The sequence below is a fragment of the Alphaproteobacteria bacterium genome, from assembly GCA_019746225.1.
GTDB lineage: Bacteria > Pseudomonadota > Alphaproteobacteria > Paracaedibacterales > VGCI01 > VGCI01.
Map to the genome: position 1 here is coordinate 15368 of JAIESE010000001.1, position 18246 is coordinate 33613.

An 18246-nucleotide genomic window follows, 5' to 3' on the forward strand; every position below is an offset into this window, starting at 1 on the left:
AAAAAATCTATCCATACTCTAATAAATGAATTACGCAAATGCAATGGTTTTTGGCATCATAATGAGAATAGGAAGAGGGAAACGCCATGAAAAAAATTATCGTTGCAAACTGGAAAATGAATGGATCCCTAGCATTTGTTGAAGGGTTCATGCCCATTTTAAAGGCAACCCTGCCCTCTATCACTAACCAAATTATTATTTGCCCCCCTTTCCCTTATATAGAATCCATTCGAACAGCGTTAAGCGGTACGCCAGCTCTTTTAGGGGCACAAAATTGCCATGCCGCTCCTGAGGGTGCCTTTACTGGTGAAGTCAGCGCTGTCATGCTCAAAGACCTCGGTTGTACCGCTGTAATTATTGGGCATTCTGAAAGACGCACACAATTTGGAGAAGACAATGACCTTGTAAATGCCAAGGTTTCAGCCGCTCATGCAGCAGGCATGACTGCCATTGTGTGCGTGGGAGAAAGCCTGGCCATCCGGGAATCTGGTCAAGCGGTTGACACAGTTGTCCGGCAACTTCACGCCAGTTTGCCACCGTCCGTATCCCCACAAAATACCCGAATTGCTTATGAGCCCGTTTGGGCCATCGGTACCGGCAAAACACCAACATCTGAAGAAATTATTGAGATGCATCTTGCCCTCCATACAGCTACAGACTCACCCATTCCCTTGATTTATGGAGGCTCCGTCACGGACAATAATTCGGACGAGATACTCTCCTTACCCCATGTAGACGGCGTTCTAGTGGGCGGTGCCAGCCTCAAAGCAGAGTCGTTTCGACGGATTATGGGAGCAACATGAGGGGCGTGTAAGTTGACACCTCTTTAACCCTCACTTCAACCGAATCGTCACGGTGTCACTGTGCCCCTCTCCATCAATCAACGTCAGCTCAAAAAAACCAATTTTTGTGGGATACCACAAGGCAAAACGATGATTCGTCCTTGAATCATCTTGTAAAATCTTTATCTTTGTAGGCTGGCCATTCACAAGGAAAAAGAAAGGGGAAGATCCCGCTTGAATTTTCAAAGGAATGGGTACATAGGATTGGGGCGAAGTGACCTTTGTCTGCAAAGTATAGATTGTGCCAGTTTGAGGAGAAACAATTCGGAACAGTCCTGATGCCTGCTGAGATCTTGCAATGGATTTTAAAGAAGGTGTCTGATTCGTCATTCGAAATCGACGCAACACTTCAGGAAGTTGGGTCCCTGAAATAGCTAACACGCCAGGGGGCGGTCCTCGATCGGAAAATCCTCTTTGAGGGGAATGACTCTGCAGTATTGTATTGAAAATCTTCAATAGGATTGGCGCCGCGGTTTTACGCCCCAACTGATTGGGACTGGGACTACCATCAGCTCTACCCGTCCAAACACCTGCCGTATAACTCTTCACACCCGTTGTGTAGCCAATACATAGAGCATCCCTTGCCCCATAGGAAGTACCTGTCTTAAAGGCCACAGGTACTTTATCAGCCACGAACCAATCCACGATGCCACTGGGCGCCGGAGCATCTTCCAATATATGAGTTACATACCAACTGGCAGCAGGCTGAACAAGAGGCGTTGTTGTGAGCGGCTTATTGGATGGCACAAGAGTGAGGGGAGCAAACCTCCCCTCATTTGCCAATGAGCAATAAAGTGCTGCCAAATCATAAAGACGTATCCCCACACCCCCGAGAGCGATGGGGAGACTTGGAATTCCTTCTTTACTCGGTAAGTGCAAGAAAACGTTATATTGGCGTAACCAGTCAACAAATCTGCCCGGCCCAATACGATCCAGCAAATGAACAACGGGAATATTCAAGGACTGCTGAAGAGCTTCTCGAATCGTTACTTCTCCATGAAAGACCTCCCGAAAATTTGCCGGCGAATAGCCGTTGAAATTAGTCGACACATCATCAATTAATGTTTCTGGATGAATGAGATTCTCCTCAAACGCCAATGCATAAATGAGGGGTTTGAGAGTAGATCCAGGAGACCGAACCGCTTGAATCATATCAACATACCCATTTTTGGCCTCACTAAAGGGATGTGCTGACCCAACGTAAGCCACAACATGGCGGGTATCATTTTCAATAATGAGAGCCGCAGCGGTTTGGTGGGCCTCAAAAGCCATGCTCTCCGTTTGAAGAAGCGTTTCAAGCGCTACCTGTTTCTTTTTCTCCAACGTCGTTTTATAAACTGATTGAGCTGGATATTGCTGGCGCAATCTCCCCATAACATGGGTCGCATGCATGGGAAAACCATGCCGCTGTGCAGGAACGGGATCAATAATTGCTTCTCTAACTTGCTCTGGCGTTAGGATTCCTTTCTCTCCAAGGCGGGTTAAAACCTTGTCCCTAAAAACTTTCGCGCGCTGGGGATATATATGGGGCCGTAATAAGGTCGGCAACTGTGGAATAATAACCAATAAAGCCATCTTGGCGGGCGTTAATTGCATCGGATTTTGTGCAAAGTAGGTAAGGCTTGCCGCCCGAATGCCCTCCACATTGCCACCATAAGGGGCCAAGAATAGGTAAATTTTCAAGATATCTGCCTTAGAATACGACCATTCCAAACGAAGAGCTTGAAGGATTTCTTCCATTTTATAGAGGATGGTTCTGGGGCGTGGCTTCATGAGCCGCACCGTTTGCATGGTCAAGGTTGATCCACCAGAAATGACACGCCCATTTTTCAAACACTGCCAAACAGCCCGAGCCAGCGACAATAGGTCAACACCAGGGTGACTATAGAATCGCTTATCCTCATAATTCACCAACATTTTTAAATAGAGTTTGGGGACTTCTTCAAGCTGGATCGGCAATCGCCATTTCTCATCCTTGGTCAACTGAGTACAAAGAACCTCTCCTCCTTGATCGAGAAGAATCGGAGAAAAAGGGGGCACTTCAAGTTTTGGAAGAAACAGGAACACCCCAAAGAGGAACACTGCAGGTACAGTAAGGATTGCAAAGAATCGTTTCATAAAAAGAATTTATACCAAGCTAGATATTATGCGTGTAGTTAAATACCCCTCACCCGCTACCTCGCTTAAGCTCGGCGTCGACCTCTCCCACAAGGAGGGAGGTCGACTCTGAACAAAGTGAAGAGGCGAGTAAGGGGTTAAAAAACTTATACACCTATGGAGTTGAATCTATACCCACCTCAACCCACTCACTTCCCCTTTGCCTTTATCTCTTTTGCCTGGATCTCAATTTTTCCAGCCGGCGTATTGGCGTAAATTGTCGGGACAAACATATCCTCAACATGAAGACCAGAATACTGATACGTCCCTGGCGTTACGGCACGAACTCGATATGCCAACGTAAATGATTTTGCTGATTCAGATAATTTTAACGCCGCCACATAACGGTCATCCCTTGCTTCGGATGTTAATGTTCTCGTTAATTCGTCCCAGGGGTATTTAGGCGCACTCTTTTTCTCCTGCTCCTCAGGTGTTGGGGGTGGTGTCCCAAATCGCCCAGATTCTATCTCAAAACCTGCAGGGAGCCAATCAACAACAAGCATGTAGTTGACTTGTTCAGGAGCCGCTTCTTGCAACAGCTCACCTTGAAGCACAACGATCAATTGATCCCCTTGAGCGAGGACTGTTTTTGGATTGATGGTTACCTCTTGACCTCCAAGAGTATAATAAGTTCTCTTGACTTTAAGTCCCTTCTCACTGGCTGCGGGTGCTTCTTTTGGAAACCCATATAAGACTGTATTCACCCACAAAGGGCTTTTACCCTTATTGGACAGAACAACCCCCTTTGCAAGGGTGACCTCATCAAGAGTTTCAGATACCACGCGCTCTTTTTCCAGAATCTTATCATTAACGGCCAGTTGGATCTTCTCAACCGCCCCCTTAAGTGAAGTTGTCAACGCTTGCCCAGCGCGCAGTAACCAAGCTTGCTCTTGCGTGCTCAAGGGATTTGATGGAGTCATGCTTTGTCCTAAAATCTTGATTTGTGATTGAGCTATATCTCCCAAATCCGTTAGAGTTGGCGCAATTTTCATCGTACCAATCAAAACCTTAATCAGAGCTGCCTTATTGCGAATCGCTGTTCCATAGGGAAGAAGCTTTGGATCCTTGTCCTCTTGAATCGAAATCCCTTCAAAAGCTCTTTTTGCCCGGGCAACATCCCCAATTTTAGAAAGCGCCTGACCGACCTGAGCCCGGCTTAAGGGATGAGATAGTTTCTCAAAATAGGTGTCAAAGAAATATCGAATGGCCCCATCTTCAAGGATATCTTGGCCCGCCAAAAGAGAGGCAGCATAAGAAGCTTCCGCCAATTTTTGAGCAGAAGAATTAGAGCTTTGCGATTTCACAAAGTTTCGTAAAAATTGAGCGGTATTCTCAAATGTATTTTCTGGGACTTTGAAACCAAGTGCTTTTGATTGTTGCATAAAGTCGAAAGCGTAAGCTGTTATCCAAGGATCTGATGCAGATTCAAAAATGCTCCAAAGGGGAAACCCGCCCTCACGATCCTGCTTTTCAGCCAGAATGGAAAAAACCTTAAACAGTGCTTTATCCAAATCTTGCAGCGTTTCTGAATCTTTCAGGATTCCCATTTGCTTTTTATAAAGAACAGCAAATCCCCGACTCACGGTTTGTTCAACACAACCGTAAGGGTAGGTCATCAAATTCGAAAGGATGGTTGTCAAATCCCAAGGAATCTGATCTGAAGCTGAAATAATTACCTTAGCCGTGGCGGGAAGAACAGCCTGTTGGTCCTTTAAATCAAGGGACTTCGTATCACCAGGTTGAAGCAATAACGTCGCTTTTATTGAAGTTGGGGGTGTTGAAGGACGCACGGTCATCTCAAAGCTTCGTAATATTGGCTCAAAACCATCCCCTGAAATAAAGAGCGTCACAACCCCATCCCCTATGGATTTTCCTTTTAGAGGAATTTGGGTATGCCAAGCGCCATCTTTTTCCAAAGTCACCGTTTCGGCCTGATCCTCTAGCCCAATCGAACCTTCGGCTTTTACAGATAACTTCACCGTCTTCTTAGTTTCAGATGGATTAAACAAGGACAAGCTCATTTGAGACGTATCTCCGACGCCTAAGAATCGAGGGAATACAGGCTCGCTCACGATGGGATCACGAACCAAAAGTTGCGCATCCCCGCTGCCAATACTACTTTGATTGAAGGCAACGACCATCAAGCGAAGGGTACCATTAAAATCAGGAATCTCAATCGGTACTGTGGCATTTCCTTTCGCGTCAAGGGAAATAGGTCCTTGAAACAACGAAACAATTCGAAAAGATCTTTTGGAAAGAGCGGCTAAATTACGCGCCAAAATTCCTTCATCACCCCCAGAACGCAGTTCCCCCATTTCGCCAGGCATTGCATCCAGAATTTTTCCATAAAGATCCCGCATTTCAACCCCAAGTGTTCTTTTGCCAAGGAAGTAATCTTGAGGTTTAGGCGTTTTGAAATCCGTCAACATCAAGATACCTTCATCAACAGCAGCAACAGTGACAAAGGTATCAGATTTTATGGTTCCGTCCACATGTAGGGGCAAATCCACCTTTTGTCGAGGCTTGATTTCTTTAGGTACTGACAAGGTCACTTTTAAGGTACGAGGTTCAGGAGACAAGGCAACCCAACTCAGCCCCACTGCTCTCTTTGGCGTCATAGCATTTTGAAGGGGATCTTTTTCTAACTTCCCCAAAGGCCTGAAACCAGATACCAAGACATAAGCCCCGGTGCCCCAAGTTTCCGCAGCCTTCAAGGTAACTTCCGTTCCCGCTTTTGACACCTTAATATTCCGTGTCTCAATAACATCCTGATTGGCCACAACCAACAATCCTTCCCCATCGAAAGGCGACTCAATCCGAAGGCGAACCGTCTCTCCAATTGCATAGGAAGACTTATCTTGTTTCACAGTCAATTTATCAGGTATGTCCTTTTTAGCATCTGAAGACAAATGGCCCTTCGTGAAGCGGAAACTGGATATTGCGCCGCCCTTTGGATCTTTGACCTCTAGTCGGTAATACCCCCAGCCTTCAATCGGCAGGGAAAGTTTTGTGATCCCTTCTTTTGCTGTTGCAAAGTCATTTTCAAGAATCAGCTTATCTTCCCGTACGGGCTTGTATTCCCAAGCCCCACCGCGGTCACTCATCGCCCAATTGTAAAAGGTTTCTTCCGCATAAAGGGTATAGTGTAGGTTTTGTTCAGCGACTTGTTCTCCTTTTGGACTTAACGTTATGATCTCAATCTCGGCTACTTTATCTTGAAAGTCGATGGCCCCGTTCTTGAAATTACCTTTGATCCCAATCATGTAAGGAAAACTCTGGACATCAAGACGCAACGTTCCCAGCTGTGGACGTCCGCCAGCATCCCGGACCGCAGCTTGAATGACAGCCTGTAGGGGCACGGTTGCTTCTGGCTTGGCGTCCGTGGTAACCGTCAAAGTCCCTTTGCCTTCCTCGTTCAAGGGAGCGAGCTCAAAATCGGTTCGCGTCGTTGTGAACTTGTCATCCAACAACCCAAACTGATACCCGGAAAACATTGGAAAGGGGTTTGGATGGCGACGGATCACAAGAGAAGCATCTCCTCCCAAGCCACTGGCCGCCGCCCCAAAGAGATAGCGACCAACAACATCAACGGGCAGGGATTTTCCGAAAACAAAAAGAGCTTCAGGTGATTTCAACGTTACAAGAAGACGTGTTGGTACAAAATCTTCAACAGAAAACTTTGTTTCTCCAATCGGCTCTCCTTTCGGATCTACAAAAACTTGCACAGTCCATTGACCTGTTCGAGCAGAGGGTGATAGGGGCAAATTCAAATCATAATATCCATGGGCATTGCCCACCACCGTATCAGATTGTGCGACAACTTCATCGGGGCGCATTAACCGGAAAGTCAAAGGGGTTGCCCCAACTTCTTGGGCATTAAAATTTCGAAGGAGCCCATTCACCCGAACGGTCTCTCCTGGTCGATACACACCCCTTTCTGTGTACAAAAATGCATCAAGAGTTCCTGGGACTTTTCTCCCCTCCACACCCCGATCACTCAAATCGAATGCTGGGTCAGAGAGTTTTAAGGCCGCGAAGTTCCCATCAACCCCATAAGCAAAAACAAACGCTGGGCGGTTTCCCCCTTTACCTCGCAAAAGGGCTGCATCAAAATGCACAAACCCACTGGGATTGGACTTTTGCGTGGCTAATATTTGATTGTTGTAGGACAACAGGTGAACATCAATCTTGCTCATCCCTTGTGCTGTTGATAAGGACCGCGTGTTAATATCCAAACCCGTCGTTCCCTTAAAGACAGTCATCCCAATGTCAGTTACCAGAACCCATTGGCTTGCACTTGGTGAGCTGTAATTGTCTTTACTTGCTGCATCTTTTACGAAAATGCCATAAGCGCCGGGTTTTAAATCCTTCACAATCGCGTTTAGAGGAATTTGTTTGGTAATATTCTTATTCGGTTCCCCCCCAATATCCATAGCACCTGAATACAGCGGCTCTCCATAGCGATTCGCAATATCATTCCAAGTATAAGCCGAAATCTCGTCTTCCAAAGAATGATGTGGACGCCCGAATCCTTCCACAAAAGATCGATCGTTAACCCGAACAACCTTCACCTCGACACGTTTTACATTGACCGCTGTTAGAGGAATCATTTGCTGATCATTTTTTTGCAAAATATAAGTTTGTTTTGGGAAACTGAGACGAGGCGATTTATCATCCACCAAGAAACTGATCTTTGAAGTTTGCGTCGTCTTTTCTCCGAATAGGCTTGGGATTCCCTCCCGAACAGTAACATTGTAGTTTTCTCCAAAACGTATCCCCGTCAAACAAATTTTTGTATTGCGAACGTGAAAGGCCCCGTCAATCTTGGGCGTAACCTCAAAATAATCTGCAGGTTTAAAGCTTTCTGGAAGAGGATGTGAAAAGGTGAAGCATACTTGCGGTGTATTACTATCCCGATCAACCAAATGCTCTTTAAACACAAAAGGCGCAAGATCCTTATACGCAAGATTTGCTTCGCGGAGCTTCTTGATATCTACAAGGGTAGCCAATTCCGCAAGACACTTTTCTCGTGTTTCTCCATAGCCCGAAACGGCAGCCGAAATCAACAACGCAAGGGCGCGTTGATTCGTATCCTTTGACGTGAAATAAACATAGGCTGCTGCTCTTTCGGCTTTATTGACGATCTCATAATACCCAGGTTTCCCTTCTTGAGCCCCCCGATACCCCGTGAAGGCAAGATCTAACCACAAGTTCAAATCTTCTGGATTTTGCCCCACAAGCGCTTCTAATTCCGCAATGGCAATGCCCCACTTCTCTTGAGATTTGGCTTCGTTAATACGTTTAAGGGCATCTTCTTTCCCTTTTCCTTGATTCTGCCCCTTATTAGCTTTTGCTGCCGCTTCGGTCAAAATCTTCACATACTCTTTAGCATTTTGATGCTCCCATTCCGTATAAGGAGCGGCTTCTCCCGGCAAAGAGAATAGAATATTGAAGACGAAAACAAAGATAAGGGAGAGGCGCATGGGAAGTAACTTTCTCTTGTTTAATTTTAGATCACCATATCAGAGTCACCCTTTGTGTTAAAGATGATTTTCCAAGAATAATATTGCTCCCCTGACACCTAAGTATTCATTTTTTCTAAATCTTTCGTTAACGAATATTTTACACACTCTCTCTAAAATAAAATTAGAGAATTCATTTAAGAAGGGAAGCAAAATGAAATACACATCAAATTCTAAAATAAAAGTAGCGATATTGAGCACTCTGCTCATTGCATCAATCAATCAAGCTTATGCAAAGGTTGATTGTCCAACGATAGATCGACAGAATCTGAGGGACCTTTGTCGCTCAAACGCCGCCGTTCCTCTTTTTGGTGAAGCCGGTCAAGTTCATGGTGAAGAAGGTGTCATTCTCACGAATAACTTAATGAATAGAGATTTTTGTAATGAGTGGAAAGCAATACAACAAGCTCTAGGCCAAATCAAGGATAAGTTGACTAAAAATAAAAAAGTTTATCAGCCAATTACCATAAAGCCAGAAGGTGGAAAATGTTCATACCAAATTAATGAGAAAACAGTTTATGACTTCAGCATAAACGCTAAAACGATTGAAGGTGTTAATATCTTAGGAGGTGGACATGGCACCGTTGGCGTCATGAAAGGTGAGCAACCTGCAAAACCTCACCAAGACCCCTGGCGCCCTTTTAAAAAGAAAGCGAAAACTGAAACCCCTCCAGTAGAGCTACCCGCCGTCCAAGAAGGGGAAGGAAGATTAGGACTTAAACCCGTCCCTTCAAACGAGCCCCCTGTCCCTCAACAAGAGGGGTCTCCTCAACCACGTAAGAATCCGTTGCCCCCGCATTTACGAGGCAACCCTTCTCCAAGTCCTCTCTCATCGAGGCCGCTCCCTCTGCCGCCAAGAGACCTTGACTAGGAAGACACCTTCATGAGGCTGGCATTTAATGCCAGCCTTGTTTACGTTGCATCTGTGTTGTTAATTGGAGTAGAGTGCAATTAAAATATGGGTTTCCGGGTAGTTATCGTCTGTTCTTCACTATGATGCCCCTGTTGACTATCGAAAACTGAAAAATAAAAAAAAAGGATATAATCATGAAGCGCATTATTTATGGACTGTTAGGGGGCTTTGGAGTTCTTATTGCCGCGGCGCTTGTCCTTCCCTTATTCATTAGCATTAATGATTATAAGCCCGAAATTATTGCCAAAACAAAAGAAGCGATCGGTCGTGATGTTGCGATCGACGACGCTCTTTCACTTTCCTTCTTTCCAAGTCCAAAACTTACCCTGAATAGAGTACGCGTCGCCAATATTGAGGGGGCAAAGTCCAAGGATTTTATCAATATCAAAACAATACGCGTATCCTTAAGCCTGTGGCCTCTTTTGAAGAAACACGTGAAAATCACAAAACTGGATCTGGATCAACCCGAGGTATTCTTAGAAAAGATGGCAGATGGCCGTACGAATTGGACATTTTCGAGTCCTTCAACCCTTGCGCCTCTCACGCCAAGGTCCACAACTCCCTCCCCTTCGTCAAAGTTTGAAGTCGACTTTGAGAAAATCCAAATCAACGATGGTCGCGTGAGTTACCAAGCCAATGGACAAGAAACGCAACTCCAAGACATTAATACTTCTGCCAAGATGGACAGCCTACAAGGCCCTTATGCTATTGAAGGAAGCTTGAAAGCTCTAGATAGAGAAATTAAATTAAAAGGGTCATTGGGCACTCTTGGAGAGGCGCAAGATGTGTCCATGAATATCCAAGTCGGTGAAGCAACTTCGAGCATTGACGGTAAATTAAATCTTTCCTCATTTACCTTTAAAGGACATATGAAAGCTAAAGCTGATGCAAAAACCCTTAAAGAAGCTATCGGAAACGACGCACCCCTTTTGACCGGAATGTTGGGAGTAGATTCAGATGTTGAATTAAATGCTCAAAGCATCACTCTTACGAAAGCAAAATTTGATATAGGCTCCGCCAATCCAGGAGGCGATCTCAAGGTATCCTTTAAGGAAGGGATACAAATTGAGGGATACCTTAAAGACCTCCCCGGGAAAAGTGGATGTGATTTCACCCTGATTCCTTCCTCTAAAGGTCTCAAGGGCTCTATCAAGGCTACTGTCGAACAGGGGAACGAGCTCTTAAATTGGTTAAAGATCGATTCTAAATCTTTACCTCCAGCTCTCTTAGGGACTTTTGGCTTTTCCACAGACTATACCTTTGGGGAATCTAAAGAACTAAGGAACTTGTCTCTTACCATTGAAAATGCCAAACTCCACGGGGATGTTTCCTTCGAAGAACGAAAAAATGGACAAATATTTCACGTCGATTTAGATACGCCGAAGATCGAAAATATCTTGAAAGTGTTAGGTACTACTAATCCCAAGCCCTTAGGCGCTGGGAAATTAAAGGGCTCCATACAACTCAATCCAACCTCCGTGAATTTGACCAACATCCAAGGACAATTTGGACCAACCTTCACTTTCGCAGGAGACGTGGTGATTGATCACTCAAACGTCAAGCCCCATATTAATGCGCGACTTTCTTTGAATTCGATCAACGTGGATAAGCTCTTAGCATCTCGAGACCTCCAGGCATTACCCCTTCAGGAAGGCCAGGTGTACCTTATTGCAACAAAGAAGAGACAGACGCCTCCAAAGGAGTCTTCTACCCCGAGGGACACAAACGCCCCCATCGACTTTGGTTTCTTAGACAAGTTTGACGGGCAATTTGAAATCAGTGCTCCTCAATTGATCAAAAAGGACATTGTCATCAACCAGCCCAAACTCAGCGCCAAGGTTCAAAATGGCCACATGGATATTAACTCGCTGACGGGGTCCCTTTATGGGGGAACGTTTAGAGGTAGCGGGCATATTACAGCCAACAATCGGATTAAAGGCCACATACTCCTGCAGGATGCGAATCTGAAGCAGGTGATAAGCCAAGGCACAACCATAAAGATTATTGCAGGTAAATTGACTCTTTCCGCCGATCTCTCCACACACGGGAAGAGCAGCACAGACATGATTCAACATCTGAGCGGCCCTGTGAATATTACAGCCAAAGATGGTGTGATTAGTGGGTTTGATCTCCATGCGATTAGTGAGCGATTGGCCAGTCTCCAAAACATACAGTCGGTTCTCGGGCTCTTAGACACCCACATGGGTAAGGGCCAAACTCCCTTTTCTACCTTCAAGGGAGACATCCTCCTTAATGAGGGAATTGGTACCATCCAATCCATGACCTTCATGGCGGAAGACGGTCAAGGCCAAGCAACAGGCACGATTAATCTGCCTGCGTATACACTAGATGTACATTCCGATTTTCGCCTCACCAAAATACCAAAACTTCCCCCCTTTCACATGCACCTGACAGGACCTATCGATAATCCCTCACGTAAGTTAGACACGTCAGCCTTGAAAACCTATATGATGGAAAATGTCTTTAAAGGCGTCATTGAGAGTCTCGGCAAGGGCAAGTTTAAGCCGGCTGATATGTTAGGGTCCATCTTGGGCGGGAACAATAAAGCCGAGCCAGCTGCCCCTCAACAGCCCCAAAGTGCACCCGATAATAAACCTGAAAAAATCATCAAGGATGTTTTTAAGGGGCTGTTTTAGGGCAAACTTGAAAGAATATCGATCGTTAAGAACTCCTTAACCCCTATCGATTACCCTTCAAGTATAGGTATTCTGTCAAAATCAATAATCTGGGGAATGATCATGATTCATATTAAAGATCTTTTTCAATCCTCTTCGGAGACCATTCACGCATTTCTAAAAACATCGAGACGACATATACGTTCAAGAATTGTCAAACTCTCAAAGGTAGGAGGGTCACTTGGGGCGTTTACGGTTTCTCTTGGGGTTGTCCTTGTGTGGGCATTATGTGGTCCTCTTTTTAATTACTCAGACACCTGGCAGTTGGTGATTAATACAGGAACAACCATCATCACGTTTTTGATGGCCTTCAGCATTCAGTTCTCCCAAAACCGGGACACCAAACAAATAACCATGATCCTAAAATCCCTCATGAAGCAAAATGAGGATTTGAGAGACCAACTTGCCGCCATCGAGCAAGAAATGGAAGATGACGATTAGGAAACAAAAAGATATATTCACACCATTTCCTGATTTCATTGCCTTTTCACATAAAATATGATCTAAGTATTCATTACAAGGCAGACACTGTCTGAACCTTCATCCAATTGTTTTAATGAAGAAATTATAGATATTATGTCAACAACCTGTCATACGCATTCAAAAGAATCTGCCCCCAAAGAGGATGGCCCTACAGTCATTACTTTCGGGTGTCGCTTGAATTCTTATGAGTCTCAAGTGATGAAAGACCTTGGCCGAGAAGCAGGCCTGACGAAGTCGATTATCATCAATACGTGCGCCGTGACGTCTGAAGCAGAACGTCAAGCCAGGCAAACCATTCGCCGCCTCCGTCGGGATCACCCCGATGCTGAAATCATCGTCACCGGCTGCGCTTCCCAAATTAATCCCTCGAAATATGCGGATATGAAAGAAGTGAGTCGCGTCATTGGGAACGACGAAAAAATGAAATTGTCCAGCTATCTTCAAGACACTCCCCACGACCGAATTCTGGTCAATGACATCATGGAGGTGCGGGAAACCGCGGGACACTTGGTATCCGGTTTTGAAGGTAAAGCCCGGGCTTTTGTTCAGATCCAGAATGGGTGCGATCATCGTTGTACGTTTTGCACAATCCCCTTTGGTCGCGGCAACTCCCGCAGTGTGGCGATTGGCGAGATTGTGGCGCAGGTGCGATCCCTTGTGGACGCCGGATACCCTGAAATTGTAATGACGGGTGTGGATATCACTGCCTATGGAGCAGACCTGCCCGGTGCACCTACCTTGGGGCAGATGATGCGACGCCTGCTCAGCCTGGTGCCAGAGCTGAAGCGCTTGCGCCTGTCCTCTTTGGACCCGGTTGAAATGGATGAAGATCTCTGGAAGTTGATTGGCGAGGAGCCCCGCTTGTTGCCCCATCTCCACATGAGCCTACAGGCTGGGGATGACATGATCTTAAAGCGCATGAAACGTCGACATTTGCGGAAGGATGCCATCGCATTTTGCGAAAAGGCACGGAAATTACGCCCTGATGTCGTGTTTGGCGCCGATCTGATCGCCGGATTTCCAACTGAAACGGACGACATGTTTGACAATACCTTGCGAAGTATTGATGAGTGTGGATTAACCTATTTGCATGTTTTCCCCTATTCATCTCGCCCCGGTACGCCTGCCAGTCGTATGCCAGCTGTTCCTGGGCCCATCATCAAAAAGAGGGCCGCCATTTTACGCCAAAAAGGTCAAGAAGCTTTAACGCGCTTTTACCAATCCTGGGTTGGCAAAGACACCAACTTTTTGGTTGAGTCCCTGGAAAATACCCCGCATGGAATTATGATTCGCGGTAAAACGGATCACTTTGCCCCAATTCACCTTGAAACGGACGTCGAATATGCCCTAGGATCAGTCATTAGGGTGCGCATCATTGATGCTTCATCGGACGGATTGATAGGAAAATTAAGGGAATGACAGAAAAAGAAGCTCCCGTTGAGTCAGAAAAAGGGGGATGGTGGTCTCGCCTGAAACAAGGCTTAAAGCGCTCCTCAGACCGCTTGGGAGATGGCTTAAAGACCATTTTCGTCTCCAAAAAGCTCGACCAGGCCACTTTAGATGAGTTGGAAGAGCTGTTGATCACCAGTGATCTCGGGCCCGAAACAGCCTCTCGGCTGACAACCGACCTTGGTAAACAACGTCTTGATCAAGAAATTACGATCGAAGAAGTCAAAGCCTACCTTGCAACCGCCATCGAAGGGATCTTAGACCCTATCGCCAAACCTCTCACCCTTGATGCTGCCCACAAACCCCACGTCGTTTTGGTGGTCGGTGTCAATGGCAGCGGGAAAACAACAACCATGGGAAAGTTTGCTAAGCAATGGAAGGATCAAGGTCTCTCCGTCATGATGGCAGCCGGCGATACGTTTCGCGCGGCCGCCGTCGAGCAACTCCAGATTTGGGGACAGCGTTTGAACGTCCCCGTGATATCCGGTGCACCCGGTGCTGACGCCGCTGGCCTTGCTTTTGATGCCCTTACGAAAGCCAAAGAGGTAGAAGCCGATGTTCTCTTGATTGACACCGCAGGGCGTCTTCAAAACAAAGCGCATCTTATGGAAGAGCTAAAGAAAATTCAGCGCGTCTTAAGTAAGGTGGACCCCTCTGCCCCCCATAGTACGTTGTTGATATTAGATGGAACAACGGGGCAAAATGCCCATAGTCAGGTTCACAATTTTCAAGAGATTATTGGCCTCACCGGCCTTGTCATCACCAAGCTGGATGGCACAGCCCGTGGCGGTGTCGTCGTGTCCCTTGCCCAAAAATTTGGCCTACCCATTCATGCGGTCGGGGTTGGTGAGACAGCCGATGACCTTCGCCCCTTTACGAGTCGCGATTTTGCCCGTAACCTGGTGGGGTTAGAAGGTTAATTTTATACGAGCAGAGTAGAAGAAATTAAAGAAAATTTAAGAGTATCATTTTTAATATATTGATAAGGCTGAATCTTATCAAAACCAATAGAATAGGTGACCATGGCAACTGACATCAACAACGACACCACCAAACCCCTTTTTCCAGGGGTTAAGGATGTTGTGGCTTACACAGATGCGGCAGAAGCTGTTCAAGCTATTGAGGATATCTACAACAAGAACAGCATCTTGATTCATGATGCCTTCAAGCGCCTTCTGGATGGAGAAGAAGTGCCTGAGTCCTTGCTGGCAGAAGCCACCTATCCCTACGTTGGCATTCAAGTTACGCAAAAGGATTTAAATCTGGATGCCCGCCTATCTTATGGCGTCGTCGTTGAAGCTGGCCTTTATGGGGGCACAGTTACGCGCCCCGACATCTTTAAGCGGTACTACCAGCATCAAATCGAATTGCTGATGGATCGCCACAAAGTACCCGTCTATGTGGGCGCCAGCAACTGGTCGATTCCCCTGCCCTTTGCCATGGATCATACACCCGCTCAGCTTGATCCGCGCACCCTTGATATGGGACAGCTCTGGCAGATGCAAACAGGCTTTGCTCTCCCTAACTTAACGCGTGTGAATGATGATATTGCCAATTGCACCTACCGTCCTGGTGCTACTGGTATCAAGCCTATTTCAATGTTTAGCGGCGAGCGTGTCGATTATTCCCTTCACCGCCTTCATCATTATACCGGGACTTCTCCTGAGCATTTTCAAGAATTCGTCCTCCTCACCAACTATCAGAGATATGTGGATGAGTTCATTGCTTTTGGTCTCGAACAGATCAAAAATGACTCCGATTATGAAGAATTAGTCATTACAGGCGATTCCATCTATCGCCGAGGTGACGATGAGGTTACCTCTCCAAAGAACCTCCCTCAAATGCCTGGATACCATCTGAAACGAAAGGATGGCATGGGGATTACGTTCATAAATATTGGCGTCGGCCCCACCAATGCGAAGACCATTACGGATCACCTCGCCGTCTTGCGCCCCCATTGTTGGTTGATGTTGGGACATTGTGCGGGCTTACGCTCAACCCAAGCCTTAGGCGACTATGTCCTGGCCCACGGTTATGTGCGTGAAGACAATGTCTTAAACCAAGACCTGCCCACCTGGATTCCCGTGCCTCCCATTGCCGAAGTTCAAGTCGCCCTTCAACAAGCGGTTGAAAATATCGCCCTAGATAAAGAAACCTTGAAGACAGGCATGCGCACAGGCACGGTGGTTACAACCGACAACCGAAATTGGGAATTGCGATCCGACGAGCTTTACGAGAGATTCCGTCAAAGCCGCGCCGTTGCGCTTGATATGGAATCCGCCACGGTGGCTGCGAACGGCTTTCGATTCCGGGTCCCCTACGGGACACTCTTATGCGTCTCTGACAAACCCATTCATGGGGAAATTAAACTGCGGGGCATGGCCAATAAATTCTATAATCAACGAGTCAACCAACATTTACGTATCGGTCTTGAAGCCATCCGCCTCTTGCGCTCCCAAGGCGTTGACCAACTCCACTCCCGCAAACTCCGCGGCTTTGACGAGCCTCCGTTCCGGTAGAGCCTGCCTGAATGTGCCTTAACCATTTCTAAGCAGTAGTTATTAGCTAGACTGCGAAACTACTCTTTTCGCAGACGTGCCTTTTAATAAAGTTTTAATAGATATTTGATAATATGTGTCTATATAGAGTAATCAGTATTTAGGGCAAATCAAATGCAATCAAAAAATACACTGATCGCCTTTCTTAGTGTTGTGAGCATCAGTACAGCGGCTCAAGGAGAACAGTGGGGCAAAATTCGATGCTTAAAGGAATGTACAGATATATCCTGTGCTGACACAATAAAAAAAGAGACTTGTGAAAAAAATTGTGCGGTCGAGAACTTAGAAGCTTGCAGAACAGCTAAAGTAAAAACACCTCAAAGAGCTGCTCCACCGACTAGAACTAGTGTTAGTGAGAAGCCAGTTTCTCAAGTTACCGTTCAACCGCAGCCTGCTCCTCCTGCTTCTTCGGAGTCCAAAAGTGTTGAGTTGCCAAGAGCGCCATCCCAAGAGATAGGGGAAATGGTGCAGCAAGTGGGTGTTCAACTACCAACGGGCTTGGTAAGGTTGGACCTTCCTTCAAACACTGTTTTAGATGAAGCTTTCATTGATACATACATTCGACCAAAACTTGAGGGGCGGCATAAAAAATTACCTATAGAAATCCTAGTCCAAGGAAAATCGATTAAAGGAAAAGCTTTAAGTGTCTTGCCACCGAGTATGACTCTTATAATTGCTCCACAGGTTCGAGCATTGCCATCCCTTCCCGTACCAAAGCCTCTAAACGTAACACAGTCAAAAGCAATTGAAGCAACGAATGCAGCACATTTAGCTGCTGCAAAAACCGATTTAAAGAATGATGGAATGGAAGTTGCTAAGTACGCTCGTTGCTTATCGAGTTTACTCGAGACTCAAGTAAAATTATTTCCAGTCAATAAATACAAGAAGGGTTTGTTGCCTTTTTCTAAGAAAAAGACAATAGCCCCGTTTAGTCAATCTGAGGTTTTGGATAAAATTAATAATATAAAAATAAATGCTAATGGCGGTGTGACAAAAATTAACAAGATTTTGAATCAATGGCCTGCCAATGACAACACTTTTAAAAAGGTAGGAGAATTAGAGCAAAGTGTTACGGAAGTCGTTATTGAAACTACTTCTGCCGCCCTTAAAGATTTTAGAGAATTGAATAAAGAAATTTCAGATTTTTCTGAAGGCAAAGAAGTTCTTAGTCCCGAAAAATGTTCATATACTACTAAAAAATTGCTTGAAAAGGCTAAAGCCGAAATGAATAGGAGAGGCGTTGAAGCAATCAACCAATGTAAGTGTCTTGCTTCTCAACTCTCAGAATTTTTGAGCATTTTTCCCGTAGCAAAATCATCTGAATCTTCGTTAACTCAAGCAGATGTTTCGGGTTATATAAGTGATTTGCAACGAAACGCAAACACGGAGTTGGAAAAAGCTAAGAAAGTTCTCGATGAATGGCCTGCAAAGAAGGAATCCATACAAGATATTAGAGACTTAAGTGTCAAATTCAGCATGGAACTCAGAGCTATGAGTTCCTTCTGTACTCAGCCTTATGATTTAATCAGCGTTGAAATTAACAAAATCCTAAAAGGTAAGAAGGCGGGTCCAGATAAAAATAAGTGTTTTACCCGTTAGGTAAGATATTTTCTTGAAACCCTCACC

At 45.7% G+C, this 18246-nt stretch carries 10 protein-coding genes; 8 read left to right on the plus strand and 2 right to left on the minus strand.

Annotation, left to right across the window (positions count from 1 at the left end):
- Positions 1-86 precede the first annotated feature (86 nt).
- The gene (gene tpiA, locus K2Y18_00085; protein MBX9804136.1) at positions 87-803 is read left to right on the plus strand and encodes a triose-phosphate isomerase; all 717 of its coding nucleotides are present in this window, start codon (positions 87-89) and stop codon (positions 801-803) included.
- A gap of 30 nt (positions 804-833) precedes the next feature.
- On the opposite strand, the gene pbpC is transcribed toward tpiA, so the two are convergent.
- Positions 834-2960, minus strand: coding sequence for a penicillin-binding protein 1C (gene pbpC / locus K2Y18_00090; GenBank protein MBX9804137.1), 2127 nt, complete (start codon positions 2958-2960; stop codon positions 834-836).
- A gap of 188 nt (positions 2961-3148) precedes the next feature.
- On the minus strand, positions 3149-8482 hold the full coding sequence (locus tag K2Y18_00095) for an alpha-2-macroglobulin family protein (protein MBX9804138.1): 5334 nt from the start codon (positions 8480-8482) through the stop codon (positions 3149-3151).
- 193 nt (positions 8483-8675) lie between these two features.
- Between K2Y18_00095 and K2Y18_00100 the strand changes: the two genes are divergently transcribed.
- The 7 genes from K2Y18_00100 to K2Y18_00130 all read left to right on the plus strand — a co-directional run bounded on the left by K2Y18_00100 (position 8676) and on the right by K2Y18_00130 (position 18219).
- Positions 8676-9392 carry a hypothetical protein gene (locus tag K2Y18_00100; protein MBX9804139.1) on the plus strand — a complete coding sequence of 239 codons (717 nt, stop codon included), beginning with the start codon at positions 8676-8678 and terminating at the stop codon, positions 9390-9392.
- 176 nt (positions 9393-9568) lie between these two features.
- Complete coding sequence (locus K2Y18_00105) at positions 9569-12091, plus strand: AsmA family protein (protein ID MBX9804140.1); 2523 nt, start codon at positions 9569-9571, stop codon at positions 12089-12091.
- 102 nt (positions 12092-12193) lie between these two features.
- The gene (locus K2Y18_00110) at positions 12194-12571 is read left to right on the plus strand and encodes a low affinity iron permease family protein (GenBank protein MBX9804141.1); all 378 of its coding nucleotides are present in this window, start codon (positions 12194-12196) and stop codon (positions 12569-12571) included.
- 135 nt (positions 12572-12706) lie between these two features.
- Positions 12707-14032: a tRNA (N(6)-L-threonylcarbamoyladenosine(37)-C(2))-methylthiotransferase MtaB gene (gene mtaB / locus K2Y18_00115; protein MBX9804142.1), complete on the plus strand. Its 1326-nt coding sequence runs from the start codon at positions 12707-12709 to the stop codon at positions 14030-14032.
- Complete coding sequence (gene ftsY, locus K2Y18_00120; protein MBX9804143.1) at positions 14029-14982, plus strand: signal recognition particle-docking protein FtsY; 954 nt, start codon at positions 14029-14031, stop codon at positions 14980-14982. The genes mtaB and ftsY overlap by 4 nt, the downstream gene beginning before the upstream one ends.
- A gap of 102 nt (positions 14983-15084) precedes the next feature.
- Positions 15085-16581: an AMP nucleosidase gene (locus K2Y18_00125; protein MBX9804144.1), complete on the plus strand. Its 1497-nt coding sequence runs from the start codon at positions 15085-15087 to the stop codon at positions 16579-16581.
- A gap of 153 nt (positions 16582-16734) precedes the next feature.
- On the plus strand, positions 16735-18219 hold the full coding sequence (locus K2Y18_00130; GenBank protein ID MBX9804145.1) for a hypothetical protein: 1485 nt from the start codon (positions 16735-16737) through the stop codon (positions 18217-18219).
- Positions 18220-18246: the final 27 nt, after the last annotated feature.

What these genes read in the sequence shown, in the direction of transcription:
- K2Y18_00130 (MBX9804145.1), top strand. Translation starts at nt 16,735, where the DNA reads ATGCAATCAAAAAATACACTGATCGCCTTTCTTAGTGTTGTGAGCATC.
- K2Y18_00095 (MBX9804138.1), bottom strand. Translation starts at nt 8,482, where the DNA reads ATGCGCCTCTCCCTTATCTTTGTTTTCGTCTTCAATATTCTATTCTCT.
- K2Y18_00105 (MBX9804140.1), top strand. Translation starts at nt 9,569, where the DNA reads ATGAAGCGCATTATTTATGGACTGTTAGGGGGCTTTGGAGTTCTTATT.
- K2Y18_00100 (MBX9804139.1), top strand. Translation starts at nt 8,676, where the DNA reads ATGAAATACACATCAAATTCTAAAATAAAAGTAGCGATATTGAGCACT.
- pbpC (MBX9804137.1), bottom strand. Translation starts at nt 2,960, where the DNA reads ATGAAACGATTCTTTGCAATCCTTACTGTACCTGCAGTGTTCCTCTTT.
- tpiA (MBX9804136.1), top strand. Translation starts at nt 87, where the DNA reads ATGAAAAAAATTATCGTTGCAAACTGGAAAATGAATGGATCCCTAGCA.
- ftsY (MBX9804143.1), top strand. Translation starts at nt 14,029, where the DNA reads ATGACAGAAAAAGAAGCTCCCGTTGAGTCAGAAAAAGGGGGATGGTGG.
- K2Y18_00110 (MBX9804141.1), top strand. Translation starts at nt 12,194, where the DNA reads ATGATTCATATTAAAGATCTTTTTCAATCCTCTTCGGAGACCATTCAC.
- mtaB (MBX9804142.1), top strand. Translation starts at nt 12,707, where the DNA reads ATGTCAACAACCTGTCATACGCATTCAAAAGAATCTGCCCCCAAAGAG.
- K2Y18_00125 (MBX9804144.1), top strand. Translation starts at nt 15,085, where the DNA reads ATGGCAACTGACATCAACAACGACACCACCAAACCCCTTTTTCCAGGG.